Below are 16,832 nucleotides of genomic sequence, written 5' to 3'. Positions count from 1 at the left end.
AATCTGCATCGGCACCGTTGGTGGAGGGGACATGCACCAAACGATAGAAAAGCTGGCGCGCGGCATGGCATTGCTGGGCGGGGCGGTTCTGACGGCTTTGATCCTGTTGATCTGTATCTCGGTTCTGGGCCGGTCCCTCAATACATTGCTGCATGGGTGGCTCGGGCAGGTTGCGCCGGGCTTTTCCGAATGGGCGCTAGGGTTGGGCGTCGGGCCCATCAATGGCGATTTTGAGATTGTCGAGGCGGGCGTGGCCTTTGCAATCTTTGCTTTTCTGCCGCTCTGCCAGTTGAATTCGGGTCATGCGGTCGTGGATATTTTTACCTCGAAACTATCGCCTCGGGTTGACCGTATCTTGCGGATGTTGGCCGAGGTGGTCTTTGCCGCCGTTTTGGTCCTGATCGCGGTGCAGTTGTTTGGGGGCATGATGGCGAAGCTACGGTTTGGCGAGAATACGTTTATCCTGCAATTCCCCGTCTGGTGGGGTTACGCCGCCAGCTTTTGCGCAGCCGTAGTGGCGGCGGTCGTTGGTCTTTATATGGCGGGCATCCGCATCCGCGAATGCGCGACAGGAAAGGAACTCCTGCCGTGAGCGATCTCGCCATCGGGTTGCTGTCCTTTCCCGCTCTGCTTTTGTTGATTTTTGCCCGCGTGCCGATTGGGTTGGCAATGTTCGTCACCGGTCTGGTCGGCATCGTGACCGTCACCGGAAACCTGAACATTCCGCTAGGTCGTTTGAAATCCGAGACCTACACGACCTTCTCAAGCTATTCGCTGTCGATTGTGCCGATGTTCCTGCTGATGGGGTATTTTGCGACACTGGGCGGGATGTCTACGGCCTTGTTTAAGGCTGCCGAGGGCTTTCTGGGTCACCGCAGGGGCGGTGTGGCCATGGCCGCGATCGGAGCTTGCGCGGGGTTCGGGGCGATCTGCGGATCGTCGCTGGCCACGGCGGCCACGATGGGGCGCGTGGCGCTGCCTGAGTTACGTCGGTATGGCTATGCCGGTGGCTTTTCTACCGCCACGCTGGCCGCAGGAGGGACGTTGGGCATTCTAATCCCGCCTTCGGTCGTGTTGGTGATCTACGCGATCCTGACCGAACAGAATATTGCCAAGCTGTTTCTGGCCGCATTTATCCCCGGCGTTCTGGCGGCTTTGGGTTATGTGATTGCCGTCTCGGTCTATGTGCGCCTTTACCCAGACAGCGCCGGAACCCGTCCCGCCGTGCCCTACCGCGAACGGTTTCGGTTGCTGCTGGACGTCTGGCCCGTGCTGGTTGTCTTTGGCGGCGTCGTCGGCGGCATCTATGCGGGGTGGTTCACGCCCACGGAAGGCGCTGCTGTAGGGGCGGCTGGAACTGGCTTGATCGCGGTTGCGAATGGGGGGCTGACATGGTCGACGCTGAAAGACAGTTTCACCACCACAGCCAAATCCACCGCGATGATCTTTTTCATCATTCTGGGCGCAGGGTTTTATAACGGGTTTCTGGCGCTGACGAATGTGCCGCAGGAACTGGCGAATTTCGTGTTGAGCCAGGGCTTCAGCCCCTGGGCAATTCTGGCGCTGATCCTGGTGTTTTACCTGATCCTGGGCTGCGTAATGGATAGCCTCAGCATGATCCTGTTGACGATTCCCATCTTTTACCCGGTCATATCTGTGCTGGATTTCGGCTTGGTCGACCTGATCGCGATGCAACATGATGCAGCCCGTGCTGCGATGGCCGGAGCTGCCGACATCGCTCCTGAGATTCGTGCTGAAGTCGAAGCCCTGATGGCTTCGGGGGCCGAGATTAGTCGCGATTTGCAGAAAGAGATCGATATCCGCATCACACAAGGCATGGCGGACCGCATCGCCGAAGAGCGCACAGCCATCTGGTTCGGTATCCTCGTGCTGATCGTAGTAGAGGTAGGGTTGATCACGCCGCCGGTCGGGATGAATCTGTTTGTGATCAACACGATGGACCGTGAAACCCGCATGACCGAGACCTACAAGGCCGTGCTGTTCTTTGTCGGATCTGACATCCTGCGTGTTGTCCTTTTGGTGCTGTTCCCGGCGATCACCCTATTCCTGATCCCATTTGGCTGACCTTTGCTGAGTTGTGCAAGAAAATGCACAAACGCAAAAAACACTGTTGCAAACATATCCGGGAGATGTGCATTATAACGCATATTTCAGGCGTCGAGGCGGAATTTTCCAAAAACCTCGATTCGAATGATCCCCGAACGAGGCGACCCATAGGGGAGATGGGTCGCGCAGCAGGGTGATTGTTTTTCCGGCAAGCAGCCGCTGGCCTGTCGAGGGGAGGAGGAACCCGTGTCAGAAAACCAGAATGCAGCCCTTTGGTTTGTGGATCGTCACCTGCGCGAAGGGCGCGGTGACAAAGTGGCATTTCACGAGGCCGACGGACAGCAACGCACCCTGACCTATCGCGCCTTGGCCGAGGAAAGCGCACGGTTTGCGGGCGCGCTGGCGCGCCATGACGTGCGCCGGGAAGAGCGCGTCGCGATGGTCGTGCTGGATCAGATCGAATTTCCGATCCTGTTCTGGGGCGCGATAAAGGCCGGGGCCATTCCCGTGCCGATCAACACATTGCTATCCGCGCCGGTTTACGCCGCGACCCTGAACGATAGCCGCGCGACGGTCCTGATCGTATCGGCCAAGATGTGGGACACGGTCGCACCTGCGATCCAAGGCAACACAAATCTGCGGCAGGTGATTGTCATAGGCGACGCGCCCGATGGCACCACCAGCCTTGAGGCGTTCATGGATGGGGCCACGCCAGTGGAAACCGTCACGTCGGAAAGTGATGAGGCCGCGTTCTGGCTCTATTCCTCGGGCTCGACGGGTTTGCCCAAAGGTGTGCGCCATGTGCAGTCCAGCCTTCGGGCTACCGCCGACACATTCGGGGCGCAGGTGCTGGGTATCCGGGAAGAGGACGTGGTGTTCTCGGTCGCCAAGCTGTTCTTTGCTTATGGGTTGGGCAACGGGCTGACCTTTCCGCTGTCGGTTGGGGCAACGACGATCCTGCTGGGTGGCCGCCCAACGCCGGATGTGGCGTTTCAGATCATCGCCGCGCACAAGCCGACGCTGTTTTGCGGTGTGCCCACCTTCTTTGCCGCGATGAATGCGCGGTTCGAGGCGGGCGATCTACAAAGCGAACCAAATCTGCGCCTGTGTACATCGGCTGGCGAGGCGCTGCCGCGTGAGGTGGGCGAAGCATGGGAGAAGAATATGGGCGCGCAGATCGTAGATGGCGTGGGCTCTACCGAGATGCTGCATATCTTCCTGTCAAACCGGCCCGGCGACATTGTCTATGGAACCTCCGGCACGGCAGTGCCGGGCTATGACGTGCGTCTGGTCGACGAAGCCGATCACGAGGTGGGCGATGGCGAAGTGGGCGAGCTGCTGGTGCGGGGTCCTTCCTCTGCCGAAAGCTATTGGAACCGGCGCGAGAAATCGCGCGCGACTTTCGAAGGGCATTGGACCCGGACCGGCGACAAGTATGAGCGCACAGCCGAGGGTCGCTATATCTATTGCGGGCGCACGGATGACATGTTCAAGGTGTCTGGCATATGGGTCAGCCCGTTCGAGATTGAACAGACGCTGATCGAACATCCCGCCATTCTGGAGGCCGCGATTGTGGCCCATGCCGACGAGCAAGGCTTGGACAAGCCCCGCGCCTTTGTCGTTCTGAAAGATGGTCAAAGCGCGGATGCGATCGGGGATCTGAAGGACTTTGTCAAAGACCGGATCGGCAAGTGGAAATATCCGCGCTGGGTCGAGGTGGTGGACGATCTGCCCAAAACCGCAACCGGCAAAATCCAACGTTTCAAACTGAGGGAAACCGCATGATCTGGCAGGATGGCGGCTCGGGCCGCATGGATGTGAACGGCAAGGAATTGGAATACGGCATCTGGGGCCCTGCGCCACAGGATGCGCCGACCATCGTGATGCTGCACGAAGGGCTGGGGTGTTTAGCGATGTGGCGGGATTTCCCGGTCGAGATTTCGGCGGCAACCGGTTTTGGTGTTCTGGCCTATTCCCGTGCTGGCTATGGCCAATCCGATCCAGCAGAATTGCCGCGCCCGCTGGACTACATGACCGTCGAAGCGCAGCAGGTTCTGGGTCCCGTTCTGGATCAGGCTGGCATTCGGCGGGCGGTTCTGCTGGGCCATTCCGACGGTGCGACGATCGCGGCGATCTATGCGGGTTCGGTCTCGGACCAGCGGGTGCGGGGGCTAATCCTGATGGCGCCGCATTTCTTTACCGAAGAGATGGGGTTGGCTTCGATTGCCGCCGCGCGGGAAGCGTTTGATACCGGCGACCTAGCAGGGCGGCTGGCGTCTTATCACCGCGACCCGGCGGCGACATTTAATGGCTGGTGTGATGCGTGGCTGGACCCCGGTTTCCGCACCTGGAACGTGGCGGATGTTATCGACTACCTGCGCATTCCGACGCTTGCGATTCAGGGGCGTGAAGATCAGTATGGAACACTGGCTCAGATTGCCGAGGTTGAAACCCGCAGCTATGCCCCGGTCGAAACAGCGATACTGGACAATTGTCGACACGCCCCTCAGTTTGATCAACCCACAGCAACCCTGACAGCAATCGCAGAGTTCACCGCCCGGCTTGAGCGGTTGGAACACGCAATGCCTGAAATGGCATGACCAGCGACTGTTGGCCTCCGCACGCTTACGTACCGGGTCAGACAGCGCGTCACCCCGAAGGTCTGTTTGACCCGCTGAAAACCGGCCTGTCGGATGTTGCGCCGTCGGATCTGCAGAATACATCGGCCTGGACCAGCGGTTTGGCCTTTCTGAGCGAAGGGTATTTTTGGGAGGCGCATGAGGTGCTCGAGGCCGTCTGGCTGGCCTGCCCACCAAATTCGCCAGAACGTCTGATGGTGCAGGCGATTATTCAATACGCAAACGCCTGTCTGAAAGGCCGGATGGGGCAGCCTCGCGCGATGGCGCGTCTAGTGACCTTATCCGACGATCTGGCTCGCGAGGCGATGGACCGGGCAGGAGGGGCTGTTCTGGGTTTGCATGGTGAAATGTGCAAGATAATGCACAAGATAGTAGAATTGGGGGATGAGAATGGCAAAAAATGTATCTAGAAGATGCGTTATTTTGCACTCATTCCTTTACTCGATACATGCAGCGCACTATTCTGCATGACTGAACTTAGGAGTTGCACATGACCAAGGTCATCAATTTTCAGACCGATCCATCGCAATATCGCCATTGGCGGGTGGAATATGATGGGCCGGTTGCGAACCTGTTTATGGATGTCGACGAAGATCAGGGATTGTTCGAGGGGTATCAACTCAAGCTGAACTCTTACGATCTGGGCGTCGATATCGAACTGGCCGATATCGTGCAACGGATGCGCTTTGAGCACCCCGAGGTGAAAGTGGTTGTCATGCAATCCGGTAAGGACCGGGTGTTCTGCGCGGGCGCGAATATCCGCATGCTCGGCGGCGCGGCGCACAGTCACAAAGTGAACTTCTGCAAATTCACCAATGAGACGCGCAACACCTACGAGGCTGCTGAAAAGGACAGCGGCCAGAAATATATTGCTGCCGTCAAAGGCGCCTGCGCCGGGGGTGGTTATGAGCTGGCGCTGGCCTGCAACCACATCATGCTGACCGATGACAGCACCTCCTCGGTCGCACTGCCCGAGGTGCCGCTGCTAGCGGTTCTGCCCGGCACGGGTGGGCTGACGCGGGTGACGGACAAACGCAAGGTGCGGCGCGATCTGGCCGATGTGTTCTGCTCGACCGAAGAAGGGGTCAAAGGTAAGCGGGCACTGGATTGGCGTCTGGTGGATGAGGTCGTGCCGAACTCCAAGTTCGACGCCACTGTGCAAGAACGTGCCCGCGAATTCGCCGCTGCGATGCCCAAGCCGCATGCTGCCGGGGTTGTTCTGGGTCCGTTGGACAAGACGGTCGGCGAAGATGGCTCGGTCACATATAGCCTGATTGAGGTGGCTGTTGATCGGGATGCCCGCAAGGCGACCGTGACGATCAGCGGCCCGGATGCCGACGCGCCGCAGGACATGGCCGCGTTCACCGCGCAAGGGGATCAGGCCTATCTGTTGCGGCTGGCGCGCGAACTGGACGACGCAATTCTGCACCTTCGCCTGAACGAAATGGAACTGGGCCTGCTGGTCTTCCGCACCCAAGGCGACCCCGAACTGTTCCAAGCGCATGAGGCGTTGTTGCTGGCCAATCGCGATCACTGGTTGGCTAATGAGGTGCTGCAATATTGGAAGCGCCTACTGAAACGGATCGACGTCACTTCGCGTTCGATGTCGGCGCTGGTCGAACATGGCTCGTGCTTTACAGGTATTCTGGCCGAAATCCTGTGGGCGGTGGATCGTACGTATATGATGGAAGACGAGTTCGAAGGCGACAATCGTCCCTTGGCGACGGTCACTCTGACCGATGCCAATTTCGGACCTTTGCCTATGGGCAATGATCTGACCCGGCTTGAAACCCGGTTCTATGGCACGCCCGATGCGGCTGGCCAGATGGAAGACCATAAAAACACCGCGCTGGATGCCGAAGCCGCTGACGAGTTGGGCCTTGTGACGATGATCCTGGATGACATCGACTGGGAAGACGAGATCCGCATCTTCGAGGAAGAGCGCGCCTCGTTCAGCCCTGATGCGATGACCGGGATGGAGGCGAACCTGCGTTTCGCCGGTCCCGAAACCATGGAAACTCGCATCTTTGGCCGCCTGACCGCGTGGCAGAACTGGATTTTCAACCGTCCCAATGCGGTGGGTCCCGATGGCGCGTTGCAACGGTACGGCACCGGGTTGCGCGGCGAATATGACATGGAACGTGTGTGACAGGTTCCCCCCGAGCTTCATCAGGAGAAAGACATGCTAGACGTCATCAACGTAAGTTACGACACTCAGATCCCCAACAATGTCGGCCTGAGCCAGGACCGCAAGGTTCTGAAAGCGCTTGAGAAATGGCATCCCGGCTATATCGACTGGTGGAACAAGCTGATCCCACAGAACTTTCAGGACTCCATGGTTTACCTGCGCACCGCCGTCAGCGTCGACCCCAAAGGTTGGGCCAAGTTCGACTATGTGAAAATGCCGGAATACCGCTGGGGCGTTCTGCTGGCTCCGCAGGTCGAAGAGCGCATCATTCCAATGGGTGAGCATAAGGGTGAGAAAGCATGGCAAGAGGTGCCGGGCGAATACCGCAACATGCTCAAACGTCTGATCGTCATTCAGGGCGATACCGAGCCGGGCTCGGTCGAACAGCAGCGGTTCTTGGGTCTGACCGCGCCATCGCTTTATGACATGCGGAACCTGTTTCAGGTCAACGTGGAAGAAGGCCGCCACCTGTGGGCGATGGTCTATCTTCTGCAGAAATATTTCGGCAAGGATGGCCGGGAAGAGGCGGATGACCTGCTGATCCGGTCCTCGGGCTCCGAAGAAGCGCCGCGGATGCTGGGTGCCTTTAACGAAGAAACACCCGATTGGCTGTCCTTCTTCATGTTCACCTATTTCACTGACCGTGACGGCAAGATGCAGCTGGAAAGCCTTGCGCAATCTGGGTTTGACCCGCTCAGCCGGACCTGTCGCTTTATGCTGACCGAAGAGGCCCACCATATGTTTGTGGGCGAAACCGGTGTCAGCCGTATCGTGCAACGCACCTGCGAGGCGATGAACGAGGCCGGTCTGACCGACCCTTATGATATCGGCAAGGTCCGCGATCTGGGCGTGATCGACCTGCCGACGATCCAGAAAAAGCTGAACCTGCACTATTCGCTGTCGCTGGACCTGTTCGGGCAAGAGGTTTCGACCAATGCCGCCAACGCTTTCAATGCGGGTATCAAGGGCCGGTATATGGAGAACCGTATCGACGACGACCACATGCTGCAAAGCGACACTTATGCAGTGAAATCCATTGTTGATGGGGCGATCGTGACGCAGGATGTGCCCGCGCTGACCGCGATCAACATGCGGTTGCGCGACGACTATGTTCGCGATGCCTCGGGCGGCGTCGGGCGCTGGAACAAGATCATTCAGAAAGCCGGGATCGAGTTCAATCTGGCCCTGCCAGACGAGGCGTTCCACCGTCAGATCGGCGTCTTTGCCGCGATCAAGGCTAATCCCGAAGGTGATATCATCTCTGAAGCGGAATGGGCCGCGAATGCCGACAAATGGCTGCCGTCCAAGGAAGATGGGGCCTATATCCAGTCGCTTATGGTGCCGTGCTATGAGCCCGGCAAATACGCAGGCTGGATCTCGGCCCCGAAGGTCGGGATCGACAATAAGCCCGGCGATTTCGAATATGTGAAACTGCACATGGCTTGATCTTGGGCCTGTTTGGCAGGGTAGTGGGGATCCCCTCTGCCCGCCGCATCTTGCCAGCCAACGCGGGAAGGACATGGATGATGGCAGCGGAACGTTCCGCACTCAGCGCAGACAAGGCCGAGATACAGCCCAATCACTCGGTGATCCGGGGGCGTTGTCTTGGCTGTGACACCTGCACCGGAATCTGCGCTGCACTTATCGACGCCATGACCCTTCCCGCCCTTATCCAGCGACGGCATAAATCATGAACAAACCCATCAAACAGCACCTGATCGACCCGGAAATCTGTATCCGTTGTTACACGTGCGAGATGACCTGCCCCGAACAGGCCATCGAACATGACGACAACAACGTGGTTGTAAACGCCGACCTGTGCAATTTCTGCATGGATTGCATCCCGGTCTGTCCGACCGGCTCAATCGACGAATGGCGCGTGGTGACCGAACCTTACAGCCTGGAACAGCAATATGAGTGGGAGGAGTTGCCGGAACAGGAGGATCTGGGCTCGGATGACGCCGACACCGGGATAGAGGCGCTGGATGATGCGATGGCCGCGTTGCTGGCCGATGCCCATAAGGGTGCTGGTGGCAAGTCCAAGGCCCCGGCCACGGCATCGAAACCCACGATCAACCTGTACAATTTGGGTAAACCTGTTCAGGCCGTTGTGCAGGGTAATTACCGCCTGACCGAGGCGTCCTCGGACAGTGATGTGCGCCATATCATTCTGGATTTTCAAGGCCGCCCGATGCCGGTTCTGGAAGGGCAGTCGATCGGGATCATCGCGCCCGGCACAACCGATGAAGGACAACCGCATCTGCCGCGGCTTTATTCTGTGTCCAGCCCGCGGGATGGCGAACGTCCCGGTTTCAACAACGTCTCACTGACCGTCAAACGCGAAGAGGGCGGCGTTTGCTCGAACTATGTCTGTGATCTGCAAAAGGGTGACACGGTCAATGTCACCGGTCCATTCGGATCGACTTTCCTGCTGCCCGACGACCCGGATGCGCGTATCCTGATGATCTGCACCGGCACCGGCTCGGCCCCGATGCGCGCCTTTACCATGCGCCGTCAGCGCAAGGTGGGCACCATTCACGGTGGCATGACGATGTTCTTCGGAGCCAGAACGCCTGACAGCCTGCCCTATTTCGGGCCGTTGCAGAAAGTGCCCAAGACGCTGTTGGATCAGCATCTGGTATTCAGCCGGCAAGAGGGGCAGGACAAGGAATATGTTCAGGACAGGATGCTGGCCAAACGGGACATCGTTGCCGATCTGCTGCAAGACCCCAACAGCTATGTCTATATCTGCGGCCTGCGGGATATGGAGGACGGGGTTGAGCAGGCCCTGACCGAAATTGCGGCGGGCGTAGGGCAGGACTGGACCGCGCTACGGGACCAGATGCGCGACGCCGGTCGGTACCACGTGGAGACCTATTGATGTCGGCCCGGCCAGCCTCGGCCTATCGACATGATATACGGGTGACATGGGGCGATTGCGACCCAGCCCGCATCGCATATACCGGGCGCCTGCCATGGTTCACGCTGGATGCGATCAACGCCTGGTGGGAAGAGCATCTGGGTCAGGGCTGGTACCAGCTGGAACTGGACCGCAATGTCGGCACGCCCTTCGTCCGGCTTGAGATGGACTTCAAAGCGCCGGTCACGCCCCGGCACACGCTGGCCTGTCACGTATGGCCCAGTCGGTTGGGCACATCCTCCATCACGTTTTGCGTCGATGGCGAACAGGACAGCCAAATATGCTTTTCGGCCCAAACGGTCAGCGTCTTTATCGTGGCGGACGCGTTTGAAAAACGCCAACCGCCGCAGGATATCCAAGACCTGTTGGCTCCGTTTTTGCGTGACGCGGAGCAGACCGGGACATAACCGTTTTCCTTTTTGGTCCGGCGAACGTATTGTGCATTATTATACACATTCGGAATTGCGGAACATGGCGGAAATTACAACCTTCAGCGGGGTGTCGACCCAGATCGACACAGAATCCGAGATCGAACGCAGCATCTCGGCGCTGATGGTGCAGGTGGGCGAACGGGTCCGAAGCGCGCGTGAACGCAAGGGCATTTCTCGTCGGGTTCTGTCCGAAAGCTCGGGCGTGTCACAGCGCTATCTGGCGCAGCTTGAATCCGGGACAGGGAATATTTCGATCGGGTTGCTGCAACGTGTGGCGCGTTCTTTGGATCACCGGATCGAGTGGTTTGTTGGCGCAGAAGACCCGTGGAACTCCACCAGCCTGCGCGTGGCCGAATTGTTCTCTGCCGCCGACAGCGAAACGCGTGATCAGGTGTTGCAGGCCCTTTCACCCGACAGCGATCAGGCGGGTCGGGCACAGCGTATCTGCCTGATCGGGTTGCGTGGTGCCGGGAAATCGACGCTGGGCAAACGGGCCGCTGAACAACTGGATGCGCCGTTTCTGGAGCTGAACAAGGAAATCGCCCTGCACGGCGGAATGCCGATTGACGAGATCCTCGCCCTTTACGGGCAAGAAGGGTACCGCAAGCTTGAGGCCGGATCGCTGGACCGGGTGATCGAAAACTATGACCGCGTGATCCTGGCCGTGGCCGGTGGCATCGTGTCCGAGCCCGAAACGCTCAACAAGCTGTTGTCCAGTTTCCATACGATCTGGCTGAAGGCCTCGCCGCAGGAGCATATGGACCGGGTGCGCGCACAGGGTGATGAGCGGCCCATGGCGGGCAATGCCGATGCGATGGAGCAGCTGACCTCGATCTTGGCCAGCCGCGAGGTTCTTTATGCGCGGGCGCGGTTCATGCTGGACACGTCGGGGCGGGCGCTGGATCAGTCGCTGGATGAATTGGTGACGATGATCCGGACGCAAAAGCTGTTGGATGCTTGACCTAGGACTATATCCACACAAAAGTGAACTATAACGCAGAAGGAGCCGATGATGGCCGTGGATGTCTGGCGTCAGGGGACCGTCGGGTTTGTCAGGCTGAACAACCGGCCTGTGAATGCCATCGGTCTCAGTGTTCGGCAGGGCCTGTGGGATGCGTTGGCTTGGGTTCAGGCACAGAAAGGTCTGTCGCGGGTGGTACTGCATGGATCGCAACGCGTATTTGCTGCGGGCGCGGATGCGCGAGAGTTTGACGCGCCGCCGGTTGCGCCGCATTTGCCGGAGATTTTGAATGGGATCGAGGCCTCGGACGTGCCGTGGGTTGCGGCGATAACGGGGGTTGCGTTGGGTGGTGGGTGTGAGCTGGCGCTGGCTTGCCGCTATCGGATCGCGGCGCCGGGTGTCCGGATTGGCCTGCCCGAGGTGACGCTGGGCGTGGTGCCCGGCGCGGGCGGCACGCAACGCTTGCCGCGCCTGATCGGGATTGCGGCGGCGGTTGATTTGATTGCAACCGGCAAGCTTGTCCCCGCTGAACAGGCCGAAGCCTTGGGGCTGGTGGACAGTATCGCAGAGGACCCGGTGGATGTTGCGCGGCTTCTGGATGTAGGCACGCTGGAGCTGTCTGTGCCACCCGGATTGCGGGACTGGCCTGCCGCAGATGACACGGCGATTGCGGCCGCGCGCGCCGATGTCGTGCAGCGGATGCCCCACCAGATCGCGCCGACTCGGGCGATTGATCTGGTGGCCCTGTGCGCCACGACCCCTTTGTCGGACGCAATGGCCCAAGAACGCGCCGCGTTTCTGGACTTGCGGCAAGGCGCACAAGCCCGCGCCCTGCGCCATATCTTCTTTGCCGAACGCGCTGTGCGGGGGCAGGACACCCCCAGCACTAGCCATATCGCAAATCGTATTCTTGCCCGGTACCACGAAGCGGCGGATACGGTGCTGATGGATGGCTCGACCCCGTGGGAGGTGGACGAGGCCATGGTCGAATTCGGCTATACCATGGGCCCCTACGAGGCGCAGGACCTGACCGGTGTGGACATCGCCCTTGCCAATCGCCGCGAAAACGCCTCGCGCGACCCGAACCGGCGATATGTTCCCATCGCCGACCGGATGATCGAGTTGGGCAAACTGGGCAAAAAGGTCGGCGCAGGCTGGTATCGCTATCCCGGCGGGGGCGGCAAGGTCGAGGACCCGATTGTGGCTGACCTCGCGCTGGAAGAGGCGCATTTTGCCAAGATCACCCGCTGCGACTACGCCGCGGATGAGATCACGGACAGGCTGCTGAGCGCCATGATCAACGAAGCGGTCGCCCTGTTGGACGAAGGCATCGCAACCGCGGCCCGCGAAATCGATTGTGCCAGCGTGACAGAACTTGGCTTTCCACGCTGGCGCGGCGGGCTGTTGCACTACGCAGACACAATCGGGGCCACGACCCTTCTGGCGCGACTGGAGACTTACGCGCAAGAAGACAGCCTGGCCTGGGCGGCCAGCCCGTCCCTGCGGCTTTGCGCCGCACAGGGTATTTCCCTGTCCGACTGCTTTCCCGGCTAAGGCCTAGCCGATCAGGATATCCGCCATCCGTTCGCCAATGATCACGGTGGGCGCCATCGTGTTGCCGGTTGAAACGCGCGGCATGACCGAGGCATCGGCGATGGACAGCCCCTCAAGCCCATGAACAGAGAGATTGCCGTCGACGACGGACATCTCATCGCGGCCCATTTTGCAGGTGCAGCTTTGGTGGAAATAGGTACCTGCTGCGTTGCAGGCGAAATCCTTCAGGCTGGCCTTGTCCAGTGGCCCCGGCATCACCTCGCGCTTGGCGTATTCGGCCATCGGCGCGGCGTTGCCAATTTCACGGCACAGCTCGATGCAGGTGGTCAGAGCGGTCAGGTCGGCCTCTTCTCGCAAGAACCCGCCGTCGATGGCAAGGGGGGCGGTCACGTCAGCGCTGGTCAGACGCACACTGCCGCGGCTTTGCGGGCGCACCAGACCCGGCGCAATGGTCCATGCACCGGGCGGAACCTCGGTCTGCGCGCCGGTGACCTCTGATGCATAGGGCACCTCGATGTGGAACGGTTGCAGGTCGGGCGTGTCCAACGCCGCATCGGATTTCCAGAAAAACGTGGCCTCGGCGGCGCTGTTGGCGGGGGGAAGGGGGGTGTTGTATTCCCAGATGCACCCGGCGGCCAGAATGTGATCCTGAAAATTCTGACCGACGCCTTGCAGGTCGTGTTTGACCTCGATCCCCAGTGGTTTCAAATCCTGCGCCCGGCCGATCCCCGATTGCATCAGGATGCGGGGTGAGTTGATGGCCCCCGCCGACAGGATCACCTGAGATCCGGCGGTGACAGATTGAACCTCACCATCCTTTTCGAAGGTGACGCCCGTCACCTTGGTGCCATCCATCGTCAGCGCATGCACGGTCGCCCCGGTCAACAGCGTGATATTGGGCTGCGCCAATGTCTCCCACAGGTAGGAGGCGGGCAGGTTCAGACGTTGACCGTCACGGATACGCACATTGGCCAGTGCCGCGCCGCCGTCGCCCTCCATCATCGCGCCGTTCATGTCCTCGAAGGCGGGGATGCCTACGGTACCGCAGGCCTCGACAAAGGACTGGGCCGAGGGGTTGATGTTGCGCACCTGATCCACGTAAAGGCGCCCTCCGGTTCCGCGCCGGTCGGGGTCGGGCGCGCCCTGCCAGTCCTCGATCCGTTTGTAGATATCCAGCACCGAGGCATAGTTCCACGCGTCATCCCCGGTTTCAGCGGCCCAGAATTCGAAGTCATTCTTGTGCCCGCGCGCCCAGATCATCACATTGATCGAGGACCCGCCGCCGACAACTTTTCCCATCGGCAGGATCAGAGAGCGGCCATTCACGGCATCGCTGGGATCCGCTGTGTAACCCCAATCCCGCTCGGACCGGATGTTTGTGGGCCAGAGCAGCGGGTTCAGCACCGCGTCGATCTGGTCGGTATCTCCGGCCTCAAGCACCAGAACGCTGGCGCCGGTTTCGGCGGCCAACCGGCCTGCAACGACGGCCCCGCCCGAGCCTGATCCGATGACGATATAGTCATATTGCGGGGCCAGTGCCTGTGCGTTGTAGCGCTGAGTGATCGCCGCATCGCCCAGGGTTTGCGCCGCAGCCTGAACCGCCAATGCGCTTGCCCCTGTGGCAAGGGCCAGTTGAACAAACCGGCGGCGGCTGATCCGGCCATGCAGCAGACCCGCCTGCAATGCGTTGAACATATCTCCGGCCAGCAGGTCCAAAGTTGGCTTCAATTTCATCTGTCTCTCCCTGTTTTCAAACGGTCCGTTGCTGCGCAACGGTCATGTCTTTTGGTCCGGCCAAAGGGCTGGTTTGGAACGGGGCGAACCCCATCTAGGTCGGAAGCTCCTTCAGTGCGGCGACAGGACCCCGAGGATCACGCGCATCGCATTCGGTAGTCGCGGGGCGTCATTCCGTATTGCGCTCTGAAGTTCCGGGTCAGGCTTTGGTGATGTCCAAACCCCCAACGCAGAGCGATTTCGTTGATCGACATGCGCGCGCAGCGCGGGTTTCGCAGGTCGTCGGCGATCCGGGCAAGCCGCATTTTTCGGATAGTGGACGAGATCGACCGGTTGTCTCGTCCATAAATCTCAGTCAGCCGCCGAACCGACATGCCCATCCCGGCCGCCAGCACGTTCCGGTCAAAAGACGGATCGCGCAGGTTGGCTTGAATGGCGGCATCGGAGCGCAACAGAATCTGCTTTTCGGGCTTGGACAGCTCGAACGCTGTTTCCCCGAGCGAGGCCAAACCGGTCACGAACAGGTCAAGGATGGTCGTCTGCATTGCGTGTTGCACGGCCTCACCTGCGGTATCTGCGGCCTCGACCAGTTGCACCACGCTGGACCCCGCAACGCGCCCGATGGCGCTGTTCCCGGACACTGTGATCCCGGTGAACTGATCCGCATTGGGCAGATGGGCCAGCAGGTCTTCGCGTGGGATTTGCACGACCAACTGACGGAATCCGTCTTGCAGGTCTATGCTGTAGCGATCCGTGCTGCTGTAGAGTGTGAAATCGCCGGGCCGCAGATGAGCCGCGCGCCCGCATTGGCTGATGGTGCCCTCTTTGGCGATTTGCAGGCTGATCAGAAAGCTTTCCTCGCTGGCGCGTGAGACGTCCTTCTGACGGCGGCGCACCAGTTGCTGGCTGCCGGTCACAAAGGATGTGGACAGGCGCGACATACGGTTGAGTGAGATCTCGCCGTCGAAGGCCTCGGGGCGGTCGCAGTGGCAATCGAGCATAACGTAAGCGTCGCAAACCGCCTCGCGCCAGAATGCAAACCTGTCTTTCCGCCGAACGCTATTGGTGCTGAGCAAAGACGTCATGTTGGAAACCCCATCTCCCGTCAGTTTTCTATCATGAAACCGTTGTTTCAAGAAACCTTGCCGGTATGTCGCCCATTCTGACCCGTCTTTCCGCTCAGATTGAGAAATCGGCCACCCGCAGATGTGCCACAGTACGGATCAGACCCGACCGATACTGAAGGAGATTGCCATGACTGCCCCGTTTAAAGCCGCCGCCGTTCAGGCCGCTCCCGCCTTTCTTGACCTGGATGCGGGGATCGACAAAGCGATCAAACTGATCGAAGAGGCCGCTGCGCAGGACGTTAAGATCATCGCTTTCCCTGAGACCTGGCTGCCCGGTTATCCCTGGTACATCTGGCTGGATGCGACCGCGCTTTACATGCCGTTGGTGCCGAAATACGCGGCAAACTCGATCGTGGCGGGCAGCCCGCAGGATAAACGGCTGGCGCAGGCCGCGCGCGACAACAACATGCATGTGGTGATGGGGCTGTCGTGGAACGTGAACGGCACGCTTTACATGGGTCAGTGGCACTATGGGCCGGATGGCGAGGTCATCTCGCGTCGGCGCAAGCTGAAACCCACCCATGTTGAGCGCACGGTTTACGGCGAAGGTGATGGCAGCGACATGGTGGTCTATGACACCGATCTGGGCCGGGTCGGGGCCTTGTGCTGTTGGGAACATATTCAGCCTTTGAACAAATACGCGATGTTTGCGCAGAACGAACAGATCCACATCGCCGCCTGGCCCAGCTTTTCGGTCTATGAAGGTGGGGCCTATGCCCTGGGCCCCGAGGTCAATACCGCCGCCAGCCAGGTCTACGCAGTTGAGGGGCAGTGCTTCGTGCTGGCCGCCTGTGCAACCGTGTCCGACGAAATGGTTGAAGCGCTGTGCGACACACCGGTCAAGCAGCAGCTTTTGAAAAAGGGCGGTGGTTATGCTCGGATTTTCGGCCCCGACGGATCGCCTTTGGGCGAGGTCATCCCGCCGGACCAAGAAGGGTTGGTGATTGCCGAGATTGACCTGAACATGATTGCCATTGGCAAGGCAGCAGCCGATCCCTGCGGGCATTATTCGCGCCCTGACGTGTTCAGGCTGATGTTCAACAACAAACCCAGCCCGCCGGTCATGGCTTTTGACAATGAAGACGCGCGCGAATTTGCGGGCGCAGATGGTCGGACCGCATCACAAGCATCGCAGGACGGTGCCGAAACCGCGACATGATACGAACCTGATCCGGCGCATTGAACACAATTGATCGCGCTCGGCAGATAAT

The 16,832-nt window shown here is 59.8% G+C and carries 15 protein-coding genes; 13 read left to right on the top strand and 2 right to left on the bottom strand.

Annotated features, from left to right (window positions below; translation table 11 throughout):
- The first annotated feature begins 31 nt into the window (after window positions 1–31).
- The 12 genes from GOV80_RS05585 (at window position 32) to GOV80_RS05530 (ending at window position 12,760) form a co-directional block, all read left to right on the top strand.
- Window positions 32–592, top strand: a complete 561-nt coding sequence (locus GOV80_RS05585; RefSeq protein WP_170771681.1) for a TRAP transporter small permease — start codon at window positions 32–34, stop codon at window positions 590–592.
- Entirely contained in the window at window positions 589–2,085 is a 1,497-nt protein-coding gene (locus tag GOV80_RS05580; protein ID WP_170783183.1) for a TRAP transporter large permease subunit, read from the top strand. The genes GOV80_RS05585 and GOV80_RS05580 overlap by 4 nt, the downstream gene beginning before the upstream one ends.
- A gap of 228 nt (window positions 2,086–2,313) precedes the next feature.
- A complete protein-coding gene (locus GOV80_RS05575; protein ID WP_170771677.1) occupies window positions 2,314–3,852 on the top strand; it encodes a benzoate-CoA ligase family protein in 1,539 nt (512 codons plus the stop codon).
- Window positions 3,849–4,667: an alpha/beta fold hydrolase gene (locus tag GOV80_RS05570; RefSeq protein ID WP_170771675.1), complete on the top strand. Its 819-nt coding sequence runs from the start codon at window positions 3,849–3,851 to the stop codon at window positions 4,665–4,667. Before GOV80_RS05575 ends, GOV80_RS05570 begins: the two co-directional genes overlap by 4 nt.
- On the top strand, window positions 4,664–5,116 hold the full coding sequence (locus tag GOV80_RS05565; RefSeq protein ID WP_170783182.1) for a DUF309 domain-containing protein: 453 nt from the start codon (window positions 4,664–4,666) through the stop codon (window positions 5,114–5,116). Before GOV80_RS05570 ends, GOV80_RS05565 begins: the two co-directional genes overlap by 4 nt.
- 80 nt (window positions 5,117–5,196) lie before the next feature.
- Window positions 5,197–6,855, top strand: coding sequence for a 2,3-epoxybenzoyl-CoA dihydrolase (gene boxC, locus GOV80_RS05560; RefSeq protein WP_170783181.1), 1,659 nt, complete (start codon window positions 5,197–5,199; stop codon window positions 6,853–6,855).
- A 33-nt stretch (window positions 6,856–6,888) separates the two neighbouring features.
- The gene (boxB, locus tag GOV80_RS05555) at window positions 6,889–8,340 is read left to right on the top strand and encodes a benzoyl-CoA 2,3-epoxidase subunit BoxB (RefSeq protein WP_170355230.1); all 1,452 of its coding nucleotides are present in this window, start codon (window positions 6,889–6,891) and stop codon (window positions 8,338–8,340) included.
- 80 nt (window positions 8,341–8,420) lie between these two features.
- On the top strand, window positions 8,421–8,588 hold the full coding sequence (locus GOV80_RS05550; protein WP_170783010.1) for a hypothetical protein: 168 nt from the start codon (window positions 8,421–8,423) through the stop codon (window positions 8,586–8,588).
- Window positions 8,585–9,775, top strand: coding sequence for a benzoyl-CoA 2,3-epoxidase subunit BoxA (boxA, locus tag GOV80_RS05545; RefSeq protein WP_170783180.1), 1,191 nt, complete (start codon window positions 8,585–8,587; stop codon window positions 9,773–9,775). The genes GOV80_RS05550 and boxA overlap by 4 nt, the downstream gene beginning before the upstream one ends.
- Window positions 9,775–10,221, top strand: a complete 447-nt coding sequence (locus GOV80_RS05540; RefSeq protein WP_170783179.1) for an acyl-CoA thioesterase — start codon at window positions 9,775–9,777, stop codon at window positions 10,219–10,221. The genes boxA and GOV80_RS05540 overlap by 1 nt, the downstream gene beginning before the upstream one ends.
- Window positions 10,222–10,285: 64 nt before the next feature.
- Window positions 10,286–11,206, top strand: coding sequence for a helix-turn-helix transcriptional regulator (locus tag GOV80_RS05535; protein ID WP_170783178.1), 921 nt, complete (start codon window positions 10,286–10,288; stop codon window positions 11,204–11,206).
- 51 nt (window positions 11,207–11,257) lie between these two features.
- Window positions 11,258–12,760, top strand: a complete 1,503-nt coding sequence (locus GOV80_RS05530; protein ID WP_170783177.1) for an enoyl-CoA hydratase-related protein — start codon at window positions 11,258–11,260, stop codon at window positions 12,758–12,760.
- Between the two features lie 3 nt (window positions 12,761–12,763).
- On the opposite strand, the gene GOV80_RS05525 is transcribed toward GOV80_RS05530, so the two are convergent.
- Window positions 12,764–14,494 carry a GMC family oxidoreductase gene (locus tag GOV80_RS05525; protein ID WP_170783176.1) on the bottom strand — a complete coding sequence of 577 codons (1,731 nt, stop codon included), beginning with the start codon at window positions 14,492–14,494 and terminating at the stop codon, window positions 12,764–12,766.
- Window positions 14,495–14,631: 137 nt separating this feature from the next.
- Window positions 14,632–15,579 carry an AraC-like ligand-binding domain-containing protein gene (locus GOV80_RS05520; protein WP_170783175.1) on the bottom strand — a complete coding sequence of 316 codons (948 nt, stop codon included), beginning with the start codon at window positions 15,577–15,579 and terminating at the stop codon, window positions 14,632–14,634.
- Window positions 15,580–15,748: 169 nt separating this feature from the next.
- Between GOV80_RS05520 and GOV80_RS05515 the strand changes: the two genes are divergently transcribed.
- Window positions 15,749–16,780 (top strand): carbon-nitrogen hydrolase family protein, encoded by a 1,032-nt coding sequence (locus GOV80_RS05515; protein ID WP_170783174.1) that lies wholly within the window; start codon window positions 15,749–15,751, stop codon window positions 16,778–16,780.
- The last annotated feature ends 52 nt before the right edge of the window (window positions 16,781–16,832 follow it).

The sequence above is a fragment of the Ruegeria lacuscaerulensis genome (assembly GCF_013034685.1).
Classification (GTDB): domain Bacteria; phylum Pseudomonadota; class Alphaproteobacteria; order Rhodobacterales; family Rhodobacteraceae; genus Ruegeria; species Ruegeria lacuscaerulensis_B.
The sequence above is the reverse complement of the archived record's forward strand: the minus strand, read 5'-3'. Positions and strand labels throughout refer to the sequence as shown.

Excerpts from the sequence above, each read along its gene's own strand:
- GOV80_RS05530 (WP_170783177.1), top strand. The coding sequence starts at position 11,258 with ATGGCCGTGGATGTCTGGCGTCAGGGGACCGTCGGGTTTGTCAGGCTG.
- GOV80_RS05565 (WP_170783182.1), top strand. The coding sequence starts at position 4,664 with ATGACCAGCGACTGTTGGCCTCCGCACGCTTACGTACCGGGTCAGACA.
- GOV80_RS05550 (WP_170783010.1), top strand. The coding sequence starts at position 8,421 with ATGGCAGCGGAACGTTCCGCACTCAGCGCAGACAAGGCCGAGATACAG.
- GOV80_RS05515 (WP_170783174.1), top strand. The coding sequence starts at position 15,749 with ATGACTGCCCCGTTTAAAGCCGCCGCCGTTCAGGCCGCTCCCGCCTTT.
- boxC (WP_170783181.1), top strand. The coding sequence starts at position 5,197 with ATGACCAAGGTCATCAATTTTCAGACCGATCCATCGCAATATCGCCAT.
- boxB (WP_170355230.1), top strand. The coding sequence starts at position 6,889 with ATGCTAGACGTCATCAACGTAAGTTACGACACTCAGATCCCCAACAAT.
- GOV80_RS05520 (WP_170783175.1), bottom strand. The coding sequence starts at position 15,579 with ATGACGTCTTTGCTCAGCACCAATAGCGTTCGGCGGAAAGACAGGTTT.
- GOV80_RS05525 (WP_170783176.1), bottom strand. The coding sequence starts at position 14,494 with ATGAAATTGAAGCCAACTTTGGACCTGCTGGCCGGAGATATGTTCAAC.
- boxA (WP_170783180.1), top strand. The coding sequence starts at position 8,585 with ATGAACAAACCCATCAAACAGCACCTGATCGACCCGGAAATCTGTATC.
- GOV80_RS05535 (WP_170783178.1), top strand. The coding sequence starts at position 10,286 with ATGGCGGAAATTACAACCTTCAGCGGGGTGTCGACCCAGATCGACACA.
- GOV80_RS05570 (WP_170771675.1), top strand. The coding sequence starts at position 3,849 with ATGATCTGGCAGGATGGCGGCTCGGGCCGCATGGATGTGAACGGCAAG.
- GOV80_RS05540 (WP_170783179.1), top strand. The coding sequence starts at position 9,775 with ATGTCGGCCCGGCCAGCCTCGGCCTATCGACATGATATACGGGTGACA.
- GOV80_RS05585 (WP_170771681.1), top strand. The coding sequence starts at position 32 with ATGCACCAAACGATAGAAAAGCTGGCGCGCGGCATGGCATTGCTGGGC.